Genomic DNA, 24,722 nt, shown 5'->3' with positions numbered 1-24,722 from the left:
GTGAAAAAGAGGAGAAAAAATGAGGGACGAAATTAAAAAAGAAGAAAAAGTAGATAATTCCGATAGTTATAGCAATGAGGATAGTTTTGTAAATATTTATAAGTATGCGTTAAAAAAAGGAAATAGTCCATTTTATAAAACCTTTTTAATGGGTTTAGCCGCTGGTTTATTTATTGGATTTGGTTATATTGCTGCAATTACGGCAATAAAGGGAAATTGATATAATATCCCAATTGGTTTAAAAAGTTTAGTATTTGGTCTTGTCTTTACTGTTGCAATTACAATGATTGTTTTTCTTGGGGGAGAAATGTTTACATCAAATTCTTTAGCATTAATTGTTGTTTTTAAAAAACAATTAAATGTTGGAAGATTTGTTAGTAATTTATTTATTGTTTTAAGTGGTAATTTCCTAGGTTGTTTAGTGATGGCTTGTTTAACAACTTGAGCTGGTTTTTTAAATCATATGCCTGGTTCTGAAACTGATTTTTATAATAATGCGGTAATCTTAATTAATGGAAAATTAGAACACAAATGATGAGAAAACTTTGGGAGTGCCATTTTATGTAACTTTTTAGTTGCTGGTTCGATTTATGCTGCACATACAACTAAAACAGCCGTTGCTAAATTCTTTGTTGTAAATTTAATTATTATGGCTTTTGCAATTTCTGGATTTTCGCATGTAGTTGCTAATTCATATTTATGATTTTTACAACCATTTTTAAAATTTTGAACAAGTGGTGGTTGAGCAGATTTTGGAAAATTTGCTTATAATGTTCAATTACCAACTTTAATTGGGAATTTCTTAAGTGGAGGAATTTTCTTACCATTTTTATATTATTTTATTTATCAAAAAGATGTAAAAGAAAAATTAACACTTTAATTGCTTTTGAAAAAAAGAAATGTTGTTACTTTAATAACATTTCTTTTTTAATTATTTTATTGTTTCAATGATATTATTAATTGGAAGATATTAATAATGGAGGGGAAAATGAGTAAAAATATTTATACAGTTAGTGAAATTAATTATTTTTTAAAAACAATAATTGAACAAGAACCAAATTTAATTAATATTTCTCTACAAGGAGAAATTTCTAATATTACAAATCACTCTTCAGGACATGTTTATTTTACAATCAAAGATGAAAAAGCCCAAATTCGGGCAATTATGTTTTCGTTTAATGCAAAAAACTTACAATTTAAATTAAAAGAAGGTTTAAAAATTATTGCAACAGGTTCTATTAAAGTATATGAGCCGCAAGGAACATATAGTTTACAAGTAGTTACTTTATCTTTACAAGGTGTTGGTACTTTGTTTTTAAAATATGAAGCCTTAAAACAAGAATTAAGTAAAAAAGGTTGGTTTGATCAATCTTTAAAAAAACCAATTCCACGTTTTCCAAATAATATTGGTGTAATAACAGCTCCAACTGGTGCTGCGATTCGTGATATTATTACTACAATTCATCGCCGTTTTCCCCAAGCAAACATTTATTTATTTCCAAGTTTAGTGCAAGGAAGTGACGCAAAACATGATATTCGAGCAAAAATTAAGGCAGCACAGGCATTTACTCCGCAGCTTGATACATTAATTGTTGGTCGTGGTGGGGGCAGCATTGAAGATTTATGAGCTTTTAATGAACTTGAAGTTGTTGAAGCAATTTATCAAGCAACTATCCCAGTTATTTCAGCTGTTGGTCATGAAATTGATTTTACTTTAGCTGATTTTGTTAGTGATTTACAAGCACCGACACCAACGGCGGCGGCTGAATTAGCAACACCTGATAAGAAAGAATTAGTTAATTATTTGCAACAACAAAGCCGTCATTTAATTAATCTTATTAAAGGCAAAGTTGATAAGATGCAAGATAAACTAAGCGAATTAAAAAATAGTTATGTTTTAACAAACCCCCAAGCATTATATACACAATCTGAGCATTCTTATCAATTATTATTAAAGCAGTTTAATGTTTTACAAGAAACATTCTTTATAGCAAATAAAAATATGATTCAAAATTATTATCAAAAATTAGTATGAACAATTCAACAACAAATTTTAACAATTGAACATAATAAAAATAATTTAATAAGTAAATTAGACTTATTAAGTCCTTTAAAAACATTAACTCGTGGTTATAGTATTACTTACAATGAAAATAAAAATGTGATATCAGCAACCAATGATGTTCAGAATAATGATATAATAATGACACGTGTGCAAGATGGAATTATTCAATCAATTGTACAAGCAATTAATAAGGATGGTGAAAAAAATGACAAATAATAAATCATTTGAACAAATTTTAGAACAATTAAAGCAAATTGTTAATTATTTAGAAAATAATCAATTGCCATTAGATCAAGCAATTGATGCTTTTGAAACGGGCATTAAATTAACAAAATTAGCGGAAACTAAATTACAAGATATTAAAGATAAAGTCACTAAAATTGTTAAGGATAATAACCCAACTGATTTTAAAGTTGATGAAGAATAATTTATTATGGCAGGGCAAATTTTTGAACGTAGTGGCTGAGTTAAAAAAAATAATATTAAAATTTGAAAAAAATTGCATGAGTTAAAATTAAGTCGGGTGATTTTAAAAGATTTTAAAACTTTTGATGAAAAAGATATTTTAATTAAAAATTTTGTTTATTTATTACGATTAAATAATTTAGATGAGCAAGAATATTTTGATAGTATTATTTTAATTAAATTAGTTTTAATTTATTATCATATGCAATATATTCGTCATACCGGTGTAAAACGTGAACAAGAACAAATTTTAAAAGTAATTAAGGAATTAAAAAGCAAAATTTTTGTTAATTACCTAGATGATAATTATGAGGAAATAATTTTTGCAAATAATGACATTATAAATTCAAAAATTAAGATGTATTATAATTTTAATTTACTTTATAATTTTATTGCTAATGTTTTTTATCAACCTTTTGTTAACCTTCCAAATCATGAATTATATTTTAATTATGGTTATTATCTTGTTTTTTTAATTAATTTAACAGTAATGAGAAAGTTATTAAAGGATAGTAGTAATGTTGAAATTTATAAAATAAAATTAGATGTAACAGCTTACTGTCATTATTTGATTGGAAAAATTACACCATTATATTTCAATAATTTTGTTCAACAAATTAATTATTTTTTACAAAAGTATTAAGTGGGGTTAAAAGATGAAATTACAAGATTATCAGCATCATACTGATTTAAAAAATTTAAAAACAAAAGCTTTAATTGAATTAGCAGCGGATGTTCGTCGTATTATTATTGAAACAGTTACCAAAAATGGGGGACATTTAGCTAGTAATTTAGGGGCAGTTGAATTAACAATTAGTTTATTAAAAACTTTTGACATTGACAATAATGATTTGATTATTTTTGATACTGGTCATCAAACTTATGCTTATAAAATTTTAACTGATCGTAAAGCACATTTTTCAACGATTCGCTTACCTGATGGCTTAGCGGCTTTTCAACATATTAACGAAAGTAAATATGATCATCTTTCTAATGGCCATGCGGGAACTGGTTTATCTACAGCAATTGCTTATAGTTATAATCAAAAATATAATAATATTATTTGTGTGATCGGGGATGCAGCATTTACTAATGGTTTAACTTTAGAAGCTTTAACTTATTTAGGAACAATTTCCAATAAAATTATTGTTATTTTAAATGATAATGGAATGAGTATTTCTAAAAATGTTAATATTTTACATACAACAGTTAGTAAAGTTCGAACTGGATGACTATATCGTAGTGCTAGTAAAGTTGCAAAAGTTTTACGTTATATTCCCCCATTAACATTATTATGATTAGGCCACCTATTAGTTGAAAAAATTATTCGTAGTTTTGCAATTCCATGGTTATTTGCTGGTTTTAATTTAGATTATATTGGGACAGTGGATGGCCATAATTTTCGTAAATTAGCAAAAAGTCTTCGTCAAGCAAAAAAACGAAATGCAAGTGTTGTTCTGCACCTTAAAACAAAAAAAGGTTATGGTTATGGGTTAACCCAAGCAGAAGAAGAGAAATATCATTCTTATAGTTTAACTGATAATAAACATAATGAATGAAGTTATTATGTTGCAAAAACGTTGGAAAAAGTATTTCAAACAGCATCAGAAAAATTTTATTTTATTTCTGCTGCAATGCAAGCTTCAGTTCATTTAGAAGAATTTATGCTTCAAAATCCGCAATATTGTTTGGATGTTGGTTTAGCAGAGGAACACGCTGTGACCTTAGCTGCTGGTTTTGCTTTAGATCATCAAAAAGTAATTGTGAATATGTATGCTAGTTTTTTACAACGAACTTATGATCAAGTTTTACATGATGTTGTTCGTAATCATTTGCCAGTTGTTTTTTTAATTGACCGAGCTAGTTTAGCACTTGCAGATGGGGATAGTCACCATGGAATTTATGATATTGGGTTTTTAAATAGTATGGGTGATTTACCAATTATTAGTCAACCAGCAACTAGTGGTGAGTTTGATCAGTTATTAAAGTTAGCTTTAATTAATAAAAAAGATCCTTTTTTTATTCGTTATCCAAAAGGGGGAATTACGCAGCAAGTTTTGTCAGTAGCATTCTCAGTTGGACAGTGAGAATATGTTATTAAAAATCCTAAAGCGCGAATTTTATTAATCACATATGGGAATAATGTAATTAAAGCAAAAACAGTTATCACAAAATTAGAAACAAAAAAAATTAATGTTATTAATGCTCGCTTTATTAATCCAGTTGATAGAGAAATGATAAAACAAATTAACATGGAAAAATATCAACAAATTATTATTTTTGAAGAAGTTATCAAAGAAACTGGTTTATATGCGAAGATTATTGATTTATTAATTAATCATAATGCAACAATTTCACATTATGGTTATGAAAATGGTTTAATTAAAAAAGAGATAAATAATCTTGAAGAAATTTTAAGAAACTTAATTAATTAAGAAATATCCTTGTATTATGAAAAAATAAGAGTTAAATTTATAGAGAAGAAAAGGAGAATAATGTTAATGGAATATGTTAAAGTAAAATTAGATAAAAAAGCAAAATTAGAGCACTATTTAGAAAAATATCAAGTTGATGGGATTTTATTTCATTCAACCGTTAACCGTTTTTGATTATCTGAATTTGCTTCTTCCGAAGGTTATTTGTTATTCACAAAAACTGAATCAATCTTGTATTTAGATGGGCGATATATTACTGCTGGTAAGAAGGAAGCAAAAAATGTTACAAATGTTATTGAAATGACAACCAATCATCCTGGTGGCTTTTTTGGAATGTTGCAAAGTGATTTGGTTAAAAACAAGGTCAAAACTTTAGCTTTTGAAAGTGATTACTTAACATATTTGACTTATCAAAATTTAACACCAAATTTATCATCCGTTACTTTAAAACCAGTTGATTTCTCAAAATTACGAGCAATTAAAACAAATTCTGAGATTGAAGCTTTAAAGCAAGCATGTGCAATTGGTGATATTGCAATTAATAATGTTATTAACAAAATTAAAGTTGGAATGACAGAACGCCAAGTTGAACAAATTATTATTAATAGTTTTGTTGAAGCTGGTGCTGATAAACCTAGTTTTGATACAATTGTCGCTTCTGGATGACGAGGAGCATTGCCACATGGACGTGCAACTGCTAAAAAAATTGCGAATAATGAATTAATTACAATTGATTTTGGTTGTATTTATGATGGTTATTGTTCTGATACAACACGAACAATTGGGTTAGGAACACCATCATATAAAATGTTAGAAATTTATGATGTTGTTTATGAAGCACAAAGTTTAGGAATTCATGCAATTAAACCGGGCGTTACAACAGCAATGATTGATAAAATTTGTCGTGATTATATCATAAGTAAAGGTTATGGCGAATATTTTACACATTCAACAGGGCATGGGGTTGGGATTGAAATCCATGAATTTCCTCGCGTATCACCATTTTGCGATGTCTTATTAGAACCAGGAATGGTTATTACTGTTGAGCCAGGAATTTATATTCCTGATTTAGGTGGTGTTCGAATTGAAGATGATATTTTAGTCACCGAAAATGGATTTCATCTTTTAACAGAAGCAAAACGTGAATTAATTTTAATTTAAGCTAATGAAAACAAAATTAACAAAAACACAAATTTTTATTCTTATATTTTTTATTTTCATGCTTTTGTTTCTATTCTTATCATTGTTACTAATTATTATTGCCGGTAAAGAAATTTATTATATTCTTTCGAATAATCATCAATTAGGATTAGTTGGTACTAGTGGTTTTGGTGTTGAAAAAGGTGTTCAAAATTTTCCATACGTGTTTTTTATCATACAATATGGTTTTAATTTTATTTTTACAATGCAAATTAAAAATGCTGCTGGCGAAGTTTTTGCCGCAAATGTTATTCTTTTATATCAAATTGGTTATTTTTTCTTAGTAGTAATGATTCCAGTTTGTGTTTTAGGTTTTTTTATTAGTATTTTAGTGTTTTTATTAAAACAAAAAATACCAACATTAAAATCAGAAAGTTCATCAGGTAATAATGATGGGCAACTCTTAGGTGATTTAAAAACAAATATGAATCAAATTCAAGAATATTTAATTAAATTGCATAAAGATGTTAAGACATTAAAAAAAATTACTGGAATAATTACGCCAAAACCAGTTGCTCCAACTTTGACTAAAATGAACGATAATCCAGTTGATTATCAAAGCCAAGATTTAAAACTTATTCAAGCAAAGCAAACATCACGGCATCAAAATTCAAACATTATTAATCAAGATGAATTAGAACAAATAACTAGTGGTATTGAACGCCCAAAGAGTTTAGTTAATCCTACAGAGTATATTATGCCAAAACGTGATGAAAATTTTGTTAATAATTTTCCAACGCAACAATTTTTGTCAACAGAAATGTTATCTGAATCAAAAAATGAAAAGAAACTTTCATTAAGTGCAATTTTTGATCGAAAAAAAATTCAAACTGAATTAGAACAAGATAAAATTGAAGATAAAGAACAAAATAATGAAGAAATTAATACTTTTTCGCTAAAATTTGATGACCCAACAATAATAGAAAATCAAACATTTCGTGAGAAGGTTGGTTTTAATCTAAATAATTATGATTATACCGATAATGAACAAAATAATTCCCTTGAAATAAAATCTATTTATCAAGTTGGTGATCGAATTATAGATAATAGAATTGAATATGAAATTATATTAGTTTTTCCTCATCAGCAAAATGATACTATAATTTATGAATTAACTTTAAAATCAACAGTAGATGGAACAATTAAATCTCTTATGAGAAAATAATTTTTATTAGGGAGTGTGCCCATTAAATAGGACAAAATTTTATTTATTTAATGATACCGTAGTTGTATTATAAAATTCAATATATTTTTTAATAATAATTATGTATTTTATTTTATTTTGCGTATTATAATTGTTATAGAAGGTTTCACACTTTAATCTAGCTTGGAAACTTTCTTGCACAGCATTATCAGCTGGAGTATTTATTGCTGAGTAACTTATTTTAAATTTATATTTTCTACAGAATTCAATGTATTCTGTAGCAGTATAAATTGAGTCTTGATCTGAATGAATTATTAATTTCTTCAGATCTTTTTTATTTGAAACTGTTGCTATTGATTTTAATAAAGTTTTTATTAATACTGAAGTTGTCATTGAATCTGACATTGTATAAGCAATTACTTTTCTTGTTGCTAAATCAATGAATGAAATTAAATTGGATTTTTCAGTATGATTATTTTTAATGACAGCTACATCAGTCCTTAATACTTGATTTGGTTTCAATTGGTTAAATTTACATTTTAGTAAATTATTTTTGTTTGTTTGACTTAATGATTTTTTAATATGACGGGAACGATTTTTTCAGTAGAAAGGGATAATTCTATGTTCCTTAAAGATTCGTTGAAGACGTTTTTTGTTAATAACGAGATTGAATTTCTTAAATAGATAAATTTTTCATCTTCTTATTCCATGGGAATTAAGAAATTTGTTATTGAGTTTTTCATTTTGAATAAGGGTAATAATTCCTTCATCGGCTTTTATTAATGAAGTTTTTGCTTGTAAATAACGATAATAATTTGACCGTGTAATTCCAATAGTCTCACATAAATAGAGTAATTGAAAAGTATTTTGTTTGTTCATTAGTAATTTTTATTATTTTATTAATTATTTTAACACTAGTAATTTCAATTCCATGATTAATTGCTCGTCGTCGTAAACGAAACGGTGATGCATTACTTGGTCGTTGGTTTAACCGAAATTAAATATTGTTTTAAAAATAATTGATAATGTTTTTCTTAACCAAAAGATAAATAATAATTGTTATTGTTTATTACTAAATTATAATGTTAGGAGAAACATTTTTTATATGAAAATAGCATTACATTTTAATAATATGATTTCTTAATCTCTTTTATTTGCAAGATAGAATTTATCTTGCAAATAATTTGTTAAGGGTATGAATGTGCTTTTTTTATTCAATATAATAATAAGTAATAAGTATCTTATTAGAAGAAGGTGGCATATTGATGAAACGGTTATTAACCATTTTTAGTGCTTTTGTGTTAGGCAGTGGTAGTGTGTTTGGGGTGGTTAGTTGTAGGCCACGGATAAAAGAAGATAATAAAAATAAACTAGGATATTAATAGAGACCTTGACCATATCAATGATATAAAAAGGTAAGCAAAACAACATTTTAATAGTTGATGAGAAGAACATACAACGATTGATATTAATGCTGTTCGTGGACAAGAAACATCATTTAATGCATTAGTTTCAATATTAAAAGAAAAAAAAGAATTAACTTTACTTGGCGAAGAAGTTCAAGAGTGGCGTTTTCTGGCGCGATTGTTTACTGAGTTTATTAATGAATTTAATAATTTTAATCATTCATTAGCAATCAAATATTCAAATTATTATCATACCTCAAAACCATTGGTATTATCTGAAAATGATAGTTCTTTTAACTTAACAAATATTAATTTTGATAACTTAGCAAAATTTATACCACTTTCTTCTAAAAATGTATTAGCACTAACAGTTAAATTTAATATTATGTATAAAGTTAAATTTAAAGAGTTGTAAGTTCGTGATTCAATTAGTGGTTTAATTGTTGTAAGTAATGACTTAGTAGCTGTAAAACATATGCAAGCAGATCTTAAAGATTATTTTGTTACTTTATTGATATTCTTTTTTGCTAAACAAAATTATAGTATGGTTGATAGACACAATAGTGATTTTAATGATGTAGCAAATGTGCCTGATGCTGTTTGAAATATTATTCGTACAGAATTAAATCGCCTTAATATTAAATTATTTTCTAAAGTTGTTCCATATTGTAATTTACCGTCTTTATTTTAGACCGTTAAATGGAGAGCATTATAAATAGTACTGATAAAGGTCTTAATGAAACTGATTTTATTAATACAATGTTTTTACGTAGTAGTTTTTTTGAAAATTGATCGGAAACAAATTATTTTATTAATCCAACTTTAAAAACATCAAAAAAATTATCGTTTAATGATAAATGGTATTTGGATTTTTTACAAGATAGTTATTCTACGGGAGTTGTTTATGATAAACCTAATGAAGTATTTTTGCATTATTATTAACGATGACATAGTTTAAAAAGTCGATATATGGTTGATAAATTTTATAATGTTAAAAAGGAGAATTTTTTGGATGATTTAACTGATTTTATTTATGCTTTTGCAGTAAAATATAAGATGTATTATGTATCTAAAAAAATGTGGAGAATGTTGACCGTTATAAAGATAATCGTTATCCAAGAGTTAAGTTGAAACAAGATAATTGAAAATTAATAACTAATAAATACATTCCACGAGGTACTGGGTGATATATTTATTAGTTATTAATTTTCAATCAAGATATAAAGTTGAAGAAATAGGTTTATTACAGATGGATGCTAAATATTTTGTACCAAGTAAATTTCCAGTTGATAAAAAGTATTATGTTTATGATTTTATTGATGAAAAAACAAGATTAGTATTAGGATATATTTATGATAAATTAAGTACTGATAATGCTATTGATGCTGTTAAAAAAGCAATTAGTGATATTAAAAATATATTTGGTATTAGAATAATACGGATTAGAACTGATAACGGTTCTGAATTTATTAATAGTTATCGGAATAATCAAAAAATTAGTGTTAAAAAAACTAATTTTACTCAATTTTTAACAGATAAAAATATTTTGCATCAAACAACACCGGTTCGCTCTCCACAGTCAAACGGTAAGATTGAAAGATATCATTAAAATTATACTAAATTATTTGTATTTGAAGCAAAAATATTAAATGCATTTAGTTTACAGAACAAATTAAATGATTATTATTATTTTTATAATTTTGAAAGAGTGCATAAGTCTTTAAATTTTCAGACACCATTTAACTTTTTGAATAGTTTAATTAAATAATTTTAAATTATTAAGTTTTTGTATTTAAACTAATTTTTAGTTTGTTTAATTTTATATTTTTTATTTATTTATTTTATGATATTTTTATAATTATAAATAAATATTTTTTTTATTTTCTTGTAATCTTTAAAATGTGTGTGGTATACTACAATTTTTTTCATATTTTAATACTTATTTTTCATTTCTTTTTTGAATTTTTACATAATGCAACTGCTTATTTCATTTATAACTTTTTTTAAGAAAAAAACAAGAGTATTTTTTAATAAATTTCTTTTTCCTTAACATTAAAAAGATATCTTATATAAGATATCTTTTCTTATTTCTTATAATTTATATATTAAAACCTAAGACCCTATTCTTTTTACTGGTAGTTTATTAAAAATAAAAATAAAACTTAAAAATAACATTCCAATGATAATACTATAAATAATTATATAAGTTAATATATTTGTAGAAAAAGTAATTATTACTGGAATAATAATAATGCCTAACAATAAACTAAAGATAGCATGCCCGAAGACATGTTCAATCATTAGACCTAAGGTAAAATGCTCAGTTCCAACTAAATTAATTATATTATTTTTTTGAATACGACTTAAATGCCCAAGACAACATCCTATTAAGATTTGACTTCCACCTAAACCAATTGTTAAATATAAAATATGCGATAATTGGGTTTGAAAGGGGAAGAATGCAATTGTTAATCCTAATAATAATGCAATCGCAATTATAGCAATAATTGTATTACAAATAATTTGGTGTTTAATATTATTATTGTTTATTTTTAGTAAATATCCAAATAAATAACTTATTTTTCGAATAACATATAAACTACCTATCAATATAATCATAATTGCGGTGTTATTAAAAATTAAAATAGGAAGAATGTAACCAAATACTTCATTAATACTGTATAAAAAACTTGATGAATATAAATAACTTCAAAATTGTTTGTTTTTTTGAAGTACTTTTCAACTATTAGGATTAATTTTAAAAGTAATTTCTTCTGTTTGAATATCATGGTTGAAAAAAATTAAACTAAAGTTAATTAATGCCAATAGACTAAAATATCCTTGTAAGGAAATTTTAGCTGTTAATTCTGTTAAAAAGTATTGTATTAAAAAAGGAATTATAATTGTAACAACACTTCCTAAAATAAAATAAAGACTAGGGTTTGTTTTTAACTGATGTTCACGGGTATAACTACGGATAATTTCGATTGAAAAGGGAACCATTCCAGCAACAAACATTCCTGTACAAAAAAGCAGTAAGGGATAAAAATAAATAATTAAATTATTATCAAAAAAATTAACAGTCATTAATAACGAGAGAAAAATAAAAACAAAAAAACTATTAATTTGAAGGATAAAGGTATTACTCTTTTTCTTTTTAACTTTAGCCCATAATGGGGTAAAAAAGAACATTGAAGTGGGAACTAATAAGAAGAATCAAATTTTTGTTAAACCAAATTTATCAAAAATTGCAAATGGAATAAATGAAAATAGTGCTCCCATCAAGATTCCCTGAATAATTATTATTATTTTTCAATTTCGTAATTTATTTGTCATTTTTATTATCACATCCTTTGCTTTATGGTATTTATAATATTATTGCTTTTTAGTGTAGGGTTTAAAAAAACTTTTCTTTTTTTAACTTACTTTTTTAAAAAATTAGAGGACGTTATCACGACTTTTAAATAAATATTTAACCATTCAAGGTACCACTCTTTTTCTATTAATTTTTTCATTTCAACTTCATTAATTATAAATGAATAATCCAAAAAAAGTAAGAATTAATGGAATATTTTTCAAATTATTAAGTTCTTTCTTTTAATTCGTTGTACAATGATATTATGAGTATTAATTTATTAGTGTATAAAAAGGAGATAAATAAAATGAAAAAATCAATTGATACAATCAAAATGTTGGGAATTGAAGCAATTAATAAAGCAAATTCAGGCCATCCAGGAATTGTTCTTGGTGCTGCTCCAATGGCATATACTTTATTCACAAGACACTTAGTTGTTAACCCACAAGTGGATAAATGAACAAATCGTGATCGTTTTGTTTTAGCAGCAGGACATGGTAGTGCTTTATTATATTCGTTATTGCATTTATCAGGATTTGATCTTAATATTGATGATTTACGAAATTTTCGTCAAGTTAATTCAATTACGCCTGGTCATCCGGAATCACATTTAACGCCCGGAGTGGATGTGACAACGGGTCCTCTTGGCCAAGGACTTGCAGAAGCAGTTGGTTTAGCGTTAGCAGAAACGCATTTAGCAGCAAGATACAATAACAATAAATATAATCTTTATGATCATTATACTTATGTTTTATGTGGTGATGGTGATTTACAAGAAGGAGTTACACAAGAAGCAATATCTTTAGCAGGACATTGAAAACTAAATAAATTAATTGTATTATTTGATTCTAATGATGTTCAATTAGATAATATGGTTAATGTTGCACAAAGTGAAAACATTGCTGATCGTTTTAAAGCAGCAAATTGAAATTATCTTTTTGTCAAAGATGGTAATGATATTGAAGCAATTGATCAAGCTATTATAAAAGCAAAAAAAAGTGATAAACCAACATTAATCGAAGTAAAAACAATAATTGGTGATGGGGCAACAAAACAAGGTACACCAGCAGTACATGGGGCGCCGTTAGGAAGTGATATTGAAACAGTTCGTAAAATGTTAAAATGAGATTATAAACCATTTGAAGTTTCTAGTGAAGTTTATAAGGATTTTGAAATCAATGTTAAACAACGAGGAATTAAAAAATATCAGGAATGATTAGAAATGTATCAAGGTCTTTGCAAAGAAAATTCTACTTTAGCTAAAGAACTTGATGATGCCCTTTATGGTAATTTTAATTTTAATCCACAAGATTTTCGTGATTTAAAACCAATTAAGCCACAAGCAACACGAATTAGTAGTGGGGCAATCCTTGACCGTCTTTCTAATATTATTCCAGCTTTAATTGGTGGTAGTGCTGATTTAAGTGGTAGTACAAAAGCAAAGGGAACTGATGGTGTTTATAGTCATGAAAATCGATTAGGCCGTAATTTAGCTTATGGAGTGCGTGAATTTGCAATGGCAGCCATTAATAATGGAATTTGTTTACACCGTGGATTAATTCCTTTTGCAAGTGGTTTTTTTGTTTTTGCTGATTATATGAAGCCAGCTATTCGTTTAAGTTCATTAATGGAAATTCCAGCTATTTATATTTTATCGCATGATTCAATTGCTGTTGGTGAAGATGGTCCAACGCACCAAGCAATTGAACAATTAGCAATGTTACGTAGTCAGCCAAACTTAAATGTTTTTCGTCCAGCTGATTTTAATGAAACATTAGGAGCTTATCATATCGCTTTACAGTCAAAACATACTCCAAGTGTTATTTTAATTACACGACAAGATTTACCAGAATTAGAACATTCAAATGTTGAGGCAGTGAAAAAAGGAGCTTATCAAGTTTATGGACAAGAAGATAATAATGATGTTGTATTGTTAGCAACTGGTAGTGAAGTTAGCATGGCGATTGCTGTTGCAAACAAATTAGAACATGATAAAAAAATTAAAGTAAAAGTAGTATCAATGCCTTGTTGAGAATTATTTGAGCAGCAAGATGCTGCTGCTTATAAACAAAAATTGTTAGAACCAACAGCTTTAATTGCGTCAATTGAATTAGGAGCAACCTTTGGTTGAGAACGTTATACTTCTAATGGTTTAAATTTTGGAATTAACACTTTTGGACAATCAGGACCATTTAAAGATGTATTAGAATATTTTGGTTTTAATGTAGAAAACATTTTTAATGCTATTAATAAAAAAATGCAATCATCATAAAAATGATAATTGCATTTTTTTTTATTGTTCTCTTGTTTATTTAACTATCATATTTTAAATAACGTTGTCAAAAAATGGGAGCTAAACTACGTAAAATAAAAGGAACAACAATTTGAATAATTGGATATGTAAAAAGAAAACTATGAATAAAGTTATAAACAATGGCATATAATCAATTACTATAACCTGGTCAAACTGAATCAGGGAATAAAGTTGTTCAAATTAAAACACCAACTAATACTTGTGACAAGTAAATAAGAGTAATAATACTAAAACAAATAATAATATAATTAACATAAGTAATATATTTTTTGTCATTATTAACTTTAAAACGCATAAAACCTGCAATTGTTGGAATAATAATTGGAACAAAATAATCTAATAAATATGATCATGGTGAAACAATAAAATTTGAAGCAATAAATAGCAATGACATCAGGGCACTAATACTCCCAGTTATAAGACCAGCGATTGCTGAGTGTAAAAAAGCAATAACGATAAGTGGAAGATATTTTAAACCAATTCCACCACCATATGGTAAGTTAGGCAATAATGTTTCTAAATATGCTAAAGCTAAGGTTACTGCTACAAACATCGCAATAATAACAATATCAAATGTTTTTCATTTTCAAATTCCTAAATTAATTAAAAATCGTTTTCGTTTCATAGTATTAGTAAATAATAAATCACTAACCTTTATTTCATAACTATAAATTATAATATTACTAATTAAATTAAGAATATTCAAACTAATAATATTTAAAATAATAAACTGAAACTTATAATTAATATATTCTTCATAATTTGTTAATCAAACACTTATTGCAGATATGATACTAAATATTAAACCAAGTCCACAAGTCATTAAACAAAAAACTCATATATTTTTAAAATATTGGTCATTATTTAAATGAAATAGTTTACTTAATCTTGATAGTGGTAAAATACTAACCGTTATTAAAATACCAAGGTATAAACTTATGACAATAAAAATTGTTGCTTTATTGTATCATAAAATAATGTTTTGTTGGTTTAACTTAACCTTAAAAGATGGGGGTGTAACCATATAAAAAATCTCCTTACACAAATAATTTTGTAATTAACTTCTGTGAAAGTGAGCATCAAATTAAATTTATTAAATTAAATAAATAACGAATTTGAACTCCCTACGCTAGTGTTAACTAGATCAGGTTCCAAGAGTATTTCTCAAACTTATGTTTTATAAGTTACCTCTGTCAATTACAATATTATCTTAACATTGTTGGAAAAAACTTCAAGAAATTTTAATAATTTATTATATAATAATGTATATGGAATTAGAGGCAAAGATATGTTTAAATGATGAAGACGAAAAAAAACTGAACAAAAAATAGTAAATTTAGAAACAGCTAGTGCTTTTGATGATGAAATTGAAGCATTTAGTGGGGTTAATTTTAGTGATGAAACAATTGACTTTAAAGTCCCACAATCAACACAAGTGATGTTAAATAAATCAGAAAATTCTGAAATTAGAAATACTGAACAACACATCAAACCATCGAACCAAGAGAATGTTAATAATATTCATAGCCTTGTTCAAAATGCACGTCATCAAATTAATAAATACAAAGAAGAATATAATGTTAATGAACATGAAAATTTTTTAGAACGTTTAGAACAATTAAAAAAATTACGTGATAGTTCAAAAGTTCAACCAAATGAATTTCAACAAATGCTAAATCAAATTAAAGAACGGAATTTTAATGATCGAATGGCATATATTATGGATCGCATTAAAATTTCTCATCGTGATGATGATAAGTTAGAGTTAGACCATAATGGTGAACCATTAGAAGAGAATCTCCCAAAAGGGGTAAAAAAAAAATAAAGTTACAATTACTGGTAATAAAAATGAAATTAATACTTTTAAACAAAACTTACCAAAAAAATTGCTAATTATTTAAGTGAAAAAGAAAATTTTACCATTACATTATCTATTAAACAATTTCAAGAAGTTGTGCGTGATACTGTCGAAGATGTTTTAGTTGAATTAGGAATTAAAAATAAAGATGAATAATTTTTATTTTGTTTGAATTTGCTGTTATTTTTGGATTGGGAGGAAGAATAAATGAAGATAGCATTATTTGGTGGTAGTTTTGACCCATTTCATACTGACCATTTAGCAATGATTAATCTTGTTAAAACAAAAACAGATATTGATGAAATTTGAATTATTCCAACAAATCAGAATCCTTTTAAAACACGAAAATTATCTCCCCCTACGGATCGTGTCGCAATTATTAATTTAGCAATCGCTGATTTAGTGGATGTTAAAATTAATTTAATTGAATTAGAAAATGCAAAGCCTAGTACAACATATGAAACTGTTTTAAAATTGCAACAACAATTTCCTCATCATCAGTTTTATTTTATGATTGGTTCTGATCAACTAGCATCATTAAATAAATGAAACAATATTAATGAATTAGCAAGAATGCAAACTTTTATTGTTTTCCAACGAAATGAACCAATTGATCAAACAATTTTAAAACAATATCAAGCAATGTTACTTCCATTTCATAATAATTTACATTTATCATCAACAATGTTACGAGAAGGAAAAAACATTGCATTACAATTGCCAAATATTACGAATTATATTAATAATAATTTATTATATTTGCCAGAACGACTAGGCCAAAATATGGATAAGGAACGCTATCAACATTGTTTAAATGTTGGCCAAAAAGCGCGGGAATTAGCATTAGTTCATAAGTTAAATCCGCAAAAAGCTTTAATTGCTGGGACTTATCATGATATTACAAAACAATGATTAGAACAAAAACAAAAAGCATATCTAACAAAATATTTACCAACGTTTTTATCAGAGCCAATTGCTACTTGGCATTCTTATACTGGTTATTGCCATTTAAAATATGATTTATTATTTAATGATGAAGATATTTTATCAGCAATTAAATGGCATACTGTTGGTCGACCAGAAATGACTTTATTTGAAATGCTAATTTTTGTTGCCGATAAAATTAGTAATGAACGAAATTATTTAAAAGTTGATTATTATCGAATATTAGCCCAAAAAGATTTAGTAAAGGCATTTCAAGAATTATTAATAGTTCAATTTGAACGAGCAGTCGCGAAGCAAGACCTTGAGCATTTAGGAAAAAATATACAATTGACTTATCAGCAGTGAAAAGAGGATAAATAACGTTATGAATTTAATTATTAGTGCAATGAAAGAGGAATTTGCAGCAACTTTAAATGTTTTAAAACCAAAAATAGTTGATAAATATACCCAGATTGAAGTATATCAAAAAGATAATTGATTATTCGCAATTAGCAAAATTGGTTTAGTTAATGCTGCTATGACTTTAACAACCTTACTTAAAGATTATGCAATTAAAACAGTTTATAATCTTGGAACAGTTGGGACTTTAAAACCAAATTTTAAACCATTATCAGTTTTAGCAATTACGGAAGCTTACTATACTTTTGCTGATGCCCAAGAGTTTGGTTATGCAATGGGGCAAATCCCTGGCGAATTACCTAGTTATTATAGTGATAAAAAATTAATAGCTACAATTACAACAAAAATGCCACACATTCAAACAGCAGTTTTAGGCAGTAGTGATATTTTTATTGATAAAATAGAATATTTTGAGCATATTAAAACTAAATTTAAAAATAAGATTGATGTGGTTGATATGGAAGGTTGTACTTTTTTTCAAGTTGCTTTAAATTATCAGATTCCAATTGTTAGTATTAAAATTGTTACAGATTATTTACAAGCAAATAAGAAAAGTTCAACAATACAATTTAAACAAAATTTATCACAGGCAGGAATTTTAATTTGTGAATTAATTTCAGCAGAATTATTTAATAATCAAGAATAAAAAATTAAAAATTAAGATATGATTTAAACAATGTTATCAAATAGAAAGAGGGATTAAATGCAAAACTTTATCAAATATTATTGTCGTGACTGACGGTTTTGATTCAAAATAATTATTGCATTAGTTGCTTTATTTGGATTACTAACTAATTATTTAACTAATTTACTGCATTTAGACAAAATGATTGTGACGGACAGTAATAACCAAGTAACATATTTATGAGCTGTTTATGATCAAACAGGCGCAATTAGTCATTGAAATTATGCTGGTTACACAATATGATGAATTTCATTTTTTACAACACAATCAAATTTTTTAGTATTAATTTGATTTGTAATTGCAATTATTTGCCATCGGCAAGAAGGAATTATTAAACCATTAAAAACATATTTCTCATTATCAGTTGTTGTGTATATTACCGTTACTTGTTTAATTTACAATTTCGTATTATTACCAGCAATCTTAAAAAATAAAGATTTAATGTGAGGGCCTCTACAGTGAACAGAGCAAATTATTCTGCATGCTATTGTACCAGTATTAACAATTATTTATATTGTTATCTTTGCTAAGCAGTCACCATTAGTTTCAACAAAACAATTTTATCGACAAAAATTAGGGTGATATTTTATTTATCCAATTTTATATGGTGTTTATGGAGTTATTAAAGGAATATTATGTGAATATAGTGGAATGCATCTAAAGATTGCATATCAATATTTCTTTTTACAAATTACAAATCCAAAAGTACAAGGTCTACCTGGTATTGTTTGATTTATAATTGCTATTATTTTAATTTCAGGGATTATTGCTGCTTTTGGAGGCTTATATCATTTTAGTATGGTAAAAGTTACAAAACGTTATCAACAAGCAAAAAATTTTTAATAAATATTTTACTCATCAATTAAGTTGTTAAAAGTACTTCTGTGCTTTTTTTTATTCAATATAATAATAAGTAATAAGTATATTATTGGAAGAAGGTGGCATATTGATGAAACGGTTATTAACCATTTTTAGTGCTTTTGTGTTAGGCAGTGGTAGTGCGTTTGGGGTGACTATTTGTAAAACAAGACCAAAGCATATCATTTATGATGAAGAAGTAAATACTAATAAAGATCTTGAAATTTGAAATCAGATTAAAGACGAAGCAAAGCAAACTTTCAAAGCGTGGTGGGATACAAATGCAACAGTTGATATTAATGATTATCCGGATCAAATACCATTTTTTACAGATTTAGTGACAGCAGTAGAAAAAACGGAAAATAGTTTAAGTTTAACACGAGAAGAAAAATTAAGAACTATCTTTTTGTAGAGCAGTTATTGACTGGTTTTCAAGTAGAGTTTGCTAATTTAAATCAGATGTTACGCAATAAATATTCCAATTATTATGGTGATACAATGCCATTGTTGTTGTTAGATGATAATAATATTTTGTTTAGGTTATATGATATTAATTTTGATAAGATAACAAAGTTAATAAAACGTACTCCACAAGCAATATTAGGAATCATGCTTAAGGTTACGATTCCCTATGAAGTAAAGTTTAAAAAATTATATAATAATGGTATAATTGATAATGAAGTAGTTATTTCTAATAATTTAGATGTCTTAAGTAATATTCAAGAAAGCCTTTTAGATTATTTTCTTATTTTTATTGATGAATTGTTTAAAAAACAAGAGTATAAAATTATTGTTAATCTGGAACAAAATATTATTATGTTGCAGAGGGACGACTTAGGAAGTCAGTTAGTTTCAAAATGTATTAGACAAAAGCTAAGAGAAGAAGGAATTCTATTTTCTTCTTTCGTTTTGTTTAATTACGATAGATTTGTTTCATTACGCAAGCGTACTGCATTTGATAGGTCAACGGCAATATGAGCATGAGCTGGCGAGGGATATAACCCAATGAAATTAACACCAGAAAAATTTTTAAAATTTTATAAAAAAAGAACTAATCTTGAGAATCACAATAATGATTATTATCTGAAAGCAAACATATATAGGTTGTTCATTGACAGAAATTTTATGATTGAAAAGCAGTAACATTAAAAACACCAATTAAAGTTATAATCTAAAGTTATAATCGCAAAAGATGAGTTTGTTCAACAGTTACAAGAGTTTGTAGAAGGGATAATAGATTTTTTAAAATATTATGAATTAGAAACTTATAAGGAGAATAGGAGACTTGTTTTTAATATTCAACAAGCGGAATTTGATTCTCTACTTAAAAATATTAGTGGTTTTAATTGAGACCAAAAATCAGAAATAACAGATTTGTCTATATTTTTTGAACATATTTTTATATTTTTTCAAAATACATTAGGTTCAAGAAAAAATAATTTTCAATATTACATCTACAACTATGGCAAGATACGATATAAAATTAATTTAATTAAAAAGGAGAAATCTTTTGTTATAGAATTGTTTTGACCAAAATTTGGTAATAAAACTAACCTAATTTATAAATTAATTTTTGGATTTAATAATTTTGGATATAGTTTCTTTCCTTTACTAAATGAGAGTGAATGTAACAGTGTTAATGATGAATTTTCATTTTTACAAATAATAGAGTTTAAGTAATAGAGTTTAAGGTTAGTTATTTTTTTGTTAATAAATAAAAATTTTAAAATTGAAAAATGCTTTCATTTTTTTTATAATGAAAGCATTTTTCAATTAGAATTATTAAGTAATTAAAACTATGGATAATTCATTAATGTTTTTTGATTTGATTATATTTTGGAAGATTACCATTTTCTAAATCAGATTTCCCTTTAAAATCATAAGGTTTTTCTGTTCCTTTTAATAAAAAAACAATATTTTGATGATGCTTTAAGATTAAGAAAATAGCACTTAAAGTAATAATAATATTAATTAAAGCTAAACTATCATAGTAATTGTCATAATTAACATAATGTAAGTAATTCACTCAAACAAGATGAGAATATTGAAGTAAATCACCATTAAAGTTAATAACATCAATTCCACTTAATTGTGGGATTCAACATAATGCTCCTGTAAAAAATGCTGCTAAAATTGAAGAAACAGAAACTCGTTTTCAAATAAAAATTGTGCTTCATCAAACAACTGTAGCAATTAAAAAATAATATGGGTTAGTCATTCATAATAACCCTAAAAAAGATGAAACTGTTTTACCTCCTTTAAATTTATAATAAATTGGATAAGAATGACCAATTAAAACAAAAAAAGTTGGAATATAATAACTAGTTGAACCAAAATTAACCCCATTAATATTAATACAACTAATACCAAAGGCAATAAACATTGTAATAGTAACTTTTAGCATATCTAAAAACATAATGGCAAAACCTCATTTTTTTCCTAAAACACGACTAGTGTTTGTGGCTCCGGCATTTTTAGAATGATAATCTCGCACATCAATTTTATAAATTTTTTTACTAATAAAGATTGATCAACTAAAAGAACCAATTAAGTAACCAATTATTGCCGTAATAGCTGCCCCTAAATATCCATATAATGTCATTGCTTCACCTCTCTTTTACTATTATATAGCAATTATATAGCAATTAGAAATAATTTAGTAAATAATTGTAAATAAAAGCATTATAATATAAGATATTAATAGTGAAAATTATATTTAAAAGGAATGATAGAAAATATGAGTATTGAAGATAAAACATTAAAGTATGATGAATCATCAATTCAGATTTTAGAAGGACTAGATGCGGTTCGAAAACGTCCAGGAATGTATATTGGTTCAACTGATGTTCGTGGATTACATCATTTAGTTTGAGAAATTATTGATAATTCAATTGATGAGGCATTAGCTGGTTATTGTAATGAAATTGATATTATTATTTATAAAAATAATGCGATTATGGTGGCAGATAATGGTCGTGGTGTTCCAACCGGAATTCATTCATCTGGTAAATCAACGCCAGAAGTAATTTTTTCAGTTTTACATGCTGGGGGAAAATTTGGTGGTGATGGTTATAAAACATCAGGAGGATTACATGGTGTTGGTTCTTCTGTTGTTAATGCTTTATCGTCAACTTTTGATGTCACAATTTATCGTGACCACAAAGTTTGAAGTATTAAATTTGCGAATGGTGGGCAAGTTAAAGAACCGTTAACAAAAATTGGTACAACAACAAAAACAGGAACAACAGTTACTTTTTTACCTGATCATAAGATTTTTAAAGTAATTGATTTTTCTTTTTCCACAATTTCAGAACGAATTCGTGAATCAGCATTTTTAAATAGTGGGGTTAAGTTGACATTGACTGACCAACGCACTGATAAAAAAGTATCATATTTATTTAATAATGGTTTGGAAGAATTCATCACTTATATGAATGAAGGTAAAAAAAGTATTACTCCAATTATTATGTTAAAAGGGATAGAAAAACAAATTGAAGTTGAAATAGCGTTACAATATTCAACTGAATTTAATGAAAATTTACTTAGTTTTGCCAATAATGTTAAAACAAGTGAAGGTGGCAGTCATGTTGCTGGATTCCGAACAGGATTAACAAAAGTAATTAATGATTATGCTCGCAAAGAAGGTTTATTAAAAGAAAAAGATAAGAATCTTGATTCGGTTGATACACGGGAAGGATTAACAGCCATCGTTTCAGTAAAAATTCCTGAAAATTTAATTCAGTATGAAGGTCAAACGAAAGGAAAATTAGGAACTTATGAAGCACGACTTGTTGTTGAAACAATTGTAGCAAAGCAATTTGGATTTTGATTAACAGAAAATAAGGCAAATGCTTATACTATTATTGAAAAAGCATTATTAGCTCGTAATGTTCGTGAAGAGGCTCGGAAAGCACGCGAAGCAGCTCGTAATAGCAAAAAACGTGGTAATAGTGATCGCTTATTAACCGGAAAATTAACCCCAGCTCAAAATCGAAATAAATTTAATAATGAGATTTTTTTAGTTGAAGGAGATTCGGCGGGGGGAAGTGCCAAGTTAGGGCGTGATCGTCGTTTTCAAGCAATTTTACCGTTACGCGGGAAAGTGATTAATGCTGAAAAAGCAAAAATTCAAGATTTAATGAATAATGAAGAAATTAATGTAATGATTAATGCCATTGGGACTGGAGTCGGAAATGGCTTTGATATTAATGATGCCAATTATGGCAAAGTAATTATTATGACTGATGCGGATACGGATGGTGCGCATATTCAAACTTTATTGCTAACATTTTTTTATCGTTATATGCGACCATTAATTGAAAATCATCGGGTTTATCTTGCTTTACCACCTTTATTTAAAATTACTAGCACCAAAAATAAACATATTGAATACGCATGAGATGAAACAGAATTAAAAAATAAATTAAGTCAATTTCATGGTAAATTTGAATTACAGCGTTATAAAGGGCTAGGGGAAATGAACGCAGAACAATTATGAGAAACAACAATGGATCCCCAAACTCGTCAGCTAATTTTAGTAACAATTGATGATGCTGTTATGGCTGAAAGACGGATTGTCACCTTAATGGGAGATGATTCTAAAAAACGAAAAGATTGAATTGATGAAAATGTTAAATTTACTTTAGAAGATGATTTTCAAGCAATCATTAATTAAGTAGGACAACAATGTTACAAGCAATCAAAAAATTAATTAATACCCTAAATCAAACCAATCTAACTATTAGTCAATATCAAAATTTTCAGTTATGACTTATTAAAATAAAAAAAACAAAAACAAGATTGACATTAGAAGTTTGAACAAGTAATGGCAGTGAAGATAGTGAAAATACAATTGCAACAACGATTGAACTTGCGATAGCAGATGAAATAGCATTAAATTGATGTTATGAAAGTTTACTATTAGCAGCGCAACAAACTAAGGAAAAAGAAGTTTTTTGAAAAAAAATTATGCAACAAGTAACACCGCTTTATCAATTAGAACCAAGTAGTAACTTGTACTTGTTAACAAAAGAAGGCATTCATTTTTTTAACGATAAAATTGTTGCATTTGAATTAGACTATTATAATTATAATATATTAATAATTTTATTTGCTTGGCAAAAAATTAATATGGGAATTAATATTAAAAAAAGAACATTAATTAAACCTAACAATTTACAACTAAAAATTAATCAACAATTAAATACATTAAATTTAACAATTTATAAATTATTATTAATTGAAGGAACCTTATTTTATCAATGTGAAATTGATTGGTTATCTAAAATGGGTAAATATATGATTAAATCAGCAACAACAATTTATTATCAACAAGAATTTATAATCAAAACAAATATTTTAGCAGAGTTGTTACAGTTAATGGAAATTTGTAATAATCTTAATGACCGAATCTTAGCATATTTCCGGACATTCTTATTATTAACTCATCAACAGCAACTCTTTACTTATGATAAAAATAAGGATTATTGAATATTAACAAAATTAGGGCAAAAGTTATTTTATCAAATTGATTATAAAAAGTTTATAATCAAGAATGAAATGATGAAAGTTGATTTACAGAGAGGAATTTAAA

At 26.4% G+C, this 24,722-nt stretch carries 26 protein-coding genes and 1 riboswitch; of the genes, 22 read left to right on the top strand and 4 right to left on the bottom strand.

The genetic code is table 4. The annotated features are described in order from the left end of the window. The first annotated feature begins 19 nt into the window (after positions 1 to 19). The 7 genes from SDAV_RS07100 to SDAV_RS07070 all read left to right on the top strand — a co-directional run bounded on the left by SDAV_RS07100 (position 20) and on the right by SDAV_RS07070 (position 7,330). Complete coding sequence (locus SDAV_RS07100; protein WP_114565047.1) at positions 20 to 880, top strand: formate/nitrite transporter family protein; 861 nt, start codon at positions 20 to 22, stop codon at positions 878 to 880. A gap of 108 nt (positions 881 to 988) precedes the next feature. Beyond that, on the top strand, positions 989 to 2,281 hold the full coding sequence (xseA, locus tag SDAV_RS07095; protein WP_114565590.1) for an exodeoxyribonuclease VII large subunit: 1,293 nt from the start codon (positions 989 to 991) through the stop codon (positions 2,279 to 2,281). Beyond that, complete coding sequence (gene xseB / locus SDAV_RS07090) at positions 2,271 to 2,492, top strand: exodeoxyribonuclease VII small subunit (protein ID WP_114565046.1); 222 nt, start codon at positions 2,271 to 2,273, stop codon at positions 2,490 to 2,492. Before xseA ends, xseB begins: the two co-directional genes overlap by 11 nt. A 6-nt stretch (positions 2,493 to 2,498) precedes the next feature. After that, on the top strand, positions 2,499 to 3,173 hold the full coding sequence (locus SDAV_RS07085; protein WP_114565045.1) for a hypothetical protein: 675 nt from the start codon (positions 2,499 to 2,501) through the stop codon (positions 3,171 to 3,173). A gap of 13 nt (positions 3,174 to 3,186) precedes the next feature. Next, on the top strand, positions 3,187 to 4,965 hold the full coding sequence (locus SDAV_RS07080) for a 1-deoxy-D-xylulose-5-phosphate synthase (RefSeq protein WP_114565044.1): 1,779 nt from the start codon (positions 3,187 to 3,189) through the stop codon (positions 4,963 to 4,965). Positions 4,966 to 5,031: 66 nt separating this feature from the next. Continuing rightward, the gene (locus SDAV_RS07075) at positions 5,032 to 6,126 is read left to right on the top strand and encodes an aminopeptidase P family protein (RefSeq protein ID WP_114565043.1); all 1,095 of its coding nucleotides are present in this window, start codon (positions 5,032 to 5,034) and stop codon (positions 6,124 to 6,126) included. An 82-nt stretch (positions 6,127 to 6,208) separates the two neighbouring features. Beyond that, positions 6,209 to 7,330 (top strand): hypothetical protein, encoded by a 1,122-nt coding sequence (locus SDAV_RS07070; RefSeq protein ID WP_151202516.1) that lies wholly within the window; start codon positions 6,209 to 6,211, stop codon positions 7,328 to 7,330. 39 nt (positions 7,331 to 7,369) lie between these two features. On the opposite strand, the gene SDAV_RS07065 is transcribed toward SDAV_RS07070, so the two are convergent. Next, the gene (locus tag SDAV_RS07065; RefSeq protein WP_114565041.1) at positions 7,370 to 8,188 is read right to left on the bottom strand and encodes a DDE-type integrase/transposase/recombinase; all 819 of its coding nucleotides are present in this window, start codon (positions 8,186 to 8,188) and stop codon (positions 7,370 to 7,372) included. A 386-nt stretch (positions 8,189 to 8,574) separates the two neighbouring features. Here SDAV_RS07065 and SDAV_RS12080 point away from each other — a divergent pair, with 386 nt between their 5' ends. The 6 genes from SDAV_RS12080 to SDAV_RS07045 all read left to right on the top strand — a co-directional run bounded on the left by SDAV_RS12080 (position 8,575) and on the right by SDAV_RS07045 (position 10,324). Continuing rightward, positions 8,575 to 8,691: a lipoprotein gene (locus tag SDAV_RS12080; RefSeq protein WP_245938585.1), complete on the top strand. Its 117-nt coding sequence runs from the start codon at positions 8,575 to 8,577 to the stop codon at positions 8,689 to 8,691. A gap of 202 nt (positions 8,692 to 8,893) precedes the next feature. Continuing rightward, complete coding sequence (locus SDAV_RS07060; protein WP_114565040.1) at positions 8,894 to 9,130, top strand: hypothetical protein; 237 nt, start codon at positions 8,894 to 8,896, stop codon at positions 9,128 to 9,130. 60 nt (positions 9,131 to 9,190) lie between these two features. Then, a complete protein-coding gene (locus SDAV_RS07055) occupies positions 9,191 to 9,406 on the top strand; it encodes a hypothetical protein (RefSeq protein ID WP_114565039.1) in 216 nt (71 codons plus the stop codon). A gap of 8 nt (positions 9,407 to 9,414) precedes the next feature. Continuing rightward, positions 9,415 to 9,657 (top strand): spiroplasma phage ORF1-like family protein, encoded by a 243-nt coding sequence (locus SDAV_RS12670; RefSeq protein ID WP_222611540.1) that lies wholly within the window; start codon positions 9,415 to 9,417, stop codon positions 9,655 to 9,657. A gap of 27 nt (positions 9,658 to 9,684) precedes the next feature. Further along, entirely contained in the window at positions 9,685 to 9,867 is a 183-nt protein-coding gene (locus SDAV_RS12665) for a DUF3688 family protein (protein ID WP_222611539.1), read from the top strand. A 31-nt stretch (positions 9,868 to 9,898) separates the two neighbouring features. Then, entirely contained in the window at positions 9,899 to 10,324 is a 426-nt protein-coding gene (locus SDAV_RS07045; protein ID WP_222611538.1) for a DDE-type integrase/transposase/recombinase, read from the top strand. Positions 10,325 to 10,827: 503 nt separating this feature from the next. Here the strand turns inward: SDAV_RS07045 and SDAV_RS07040 are convergent. Beyond that, positions 10,828 to 12,051 (bottom strand): hypothetical protein, encoded by a 1,224-nt coding sequence (locus SDAV_RS07040; RefSeq protein WP_114565038.1) that lies wholly within the window; start codon positions 12,049 to 12,051, stop codon positions 10,828 to 10,830. A 326-nt stretch (positions 12,052 to 12,377) separates the two neighbouring features. On the opposite strand from SDAV_RS07040, the gene tkt reads away from it, so the two are divergent. Next, the gene (gene tkt, locus SDAV_RS07035; protein WP_114565037.1) at positions 12,378 to 14,342 is read left to right on the top strand and encodes a transketolase; all 1,965 of its coding nucleotides are present in this window, start codon (positions 12,378 to 12,380) and stop codon (positions 14,340 to 14,342) included. A gap of 40 nt (positions 14,343 to 14,382) precedes the next feature. Here the strand turns inward: tkt and SDAV_RS07030 are convergent, their stop codons facing one another. After that, entirely contained in the window at positions 14,383 to 15,408 is a 1,026-nt protein-coding gene (locus tag SDAV_RS07030) for an energy-coupled thiamine transporter ThiT (RefSeq protein WP_114565036.1), read from the bottom strand. 79 nt (positions 15,409 to 15,487) lie between these two features. Beyond that, a riboswitch (TPP riboswitch) is annotated at positions 15,488 to 15,586 on the bottom strand. An 86-nt stretch (positions 15,587 to 15,672) separates the two neighbouring features. Between SDAV_RS07030 and SDAV_RS07025 the strand changes: the two genes are divergently transcribed. The 6 genes from SDAV_RS07025 (at position 15,673) to SDAV_RS07000 (ending at position 20,272) form a co-directional block, all read left to right on the top strand. Beyond that, positions 15,673 to 16,209: a hypothetical protein gene (locus SDAV_RS07025; RefSeq protein ID WP_245938322.1), complete on the top strand. Its 537-nt coding sequence runs from the start codon at positions 15,673 to 15,675 to the stop codon at positions 16,207 to 16,209. Positions 16,210 to 16,449: 240 nt separating this feature from the next. Beyond that, complete coding sequence (locus tag SDAV_RS07020) at positions 16,450 to 17,547, top strand: nicotinate-nucleotide adenylyltransferase (RefSeq protein ID WP_114565035.1); 1,098 nt, start codon at positions 16,450 to 16,452, stop codon at positions 17,545 to 17,547. A gap of 4 nt (positions 17,548 to 17,551) precedes the next feature. Further along, positions 17,552 to 18,232 carry a 5'-methylthioadenosine/S-adenosylhomocysteine nucleosidase gene (gene mtnN, locus SDAV_RS07015; protein WP_114565034.1) on the top strand — a complete coding sequence of 227 codons (681 nt, stop codon included), beginning with the start codon at positions 17,552 to 17,554 and terminating at the stop codon, positions 18,230 to 18,232. 57 nt (positions 18,233 to 18,289) lie between these two features. After that, positions 18,290 to 19,114 carry a Pr6Pr family membrane protein gene (locus SDAV_RS07010; RefSeq protein WP_114565033.1) on the top strand — a complete coding sequence of 275 codons (825 nt, stop codon included), beginning with the start codon at positions 18,290 to 18,292 and terminating at the stop codon, positions 19,112 to 19,114. 103 nt (positions 19,115 to 19,217) lie between these two features. Then, positions 19,218 to 19,541, top strand: a complete 324-nt coding sequence (locus tag SDAV_RS07005) for a hypothetical protein (RefSeq protein ID WP_151202515.1) — start codon at positions 19,218 to 19,220, stop codon at positions 19,539 to 19,541. An 8-nt stretch (positions 19,542 to 19,549) separates the two neighbouring features. Beyond that, entirely contained in the window at positions 19,550 to 20,272 is a 723-nt protein-coding gene (locus SDAV_RS07000) for a hypothetical protein (RefSeq protein WP_114565031.1), read from the top strand. A 667-nt stretch (positions 20,273 to 20,939) separates the two neighbouring features. Here SDAV_RS07000 and SDAV_RS06995 read toward each other — a convergent pair. Further along, entirely contained in the window at positions 20,940 to 21,731 is a 792-nt protein-coding gene (locus SDAV_RS06995; protein WP_114565030.1) for a glycerol-3-phosphate acyltransferase, read from the bottom strand. 135 nt (positions 21,732 to 21,866) lie between these two features. Here SDAV_RS06995 and parE point away from each other — a divergent pair, with 135 nt between their 5' ends. Then, positions 21,867 to 23,804, top strand: a complete 1,938-nt coding sequence (parE, locus tag SDAV_RS06990) for a DNA topoisomerase IV subunit B (RefSeq protein ID WP_114565029.1) — start codon at positions 21,867 to 21,869, stop codon at positions 23,802 to 23,804. 11 nt (positions 23,805 to 23,815) lie between these two features. After that, positions 23,816 to 24,721, top strand: a complete 906-nt coding sequence (locus SDAV_RS06985) for a hypothetical protein (protein ID WP_114565028.1) — start codon at positions 23,816 to 23,818, stop codon at positions 24,719 to 24,721. The last annotated feature ends 1 nt before the right edge of the window (position 24,722 follow it).

This window comes from Spiroplasma phoeniceum P40 (assembly GCF_003339775.1).
Classification (GTDB): domain Bacteria; phylum Bacillota_I; class Bacilli_A; order Mycoplasmatales; family Mycoplasmataceae; genus Spiroplasma; species Spiroplasma phoeniceum.
Note: the sequence above shows the minus strand (reverse complement) of the source record. Positions and strands in the feature narration are given on the sequence as shown.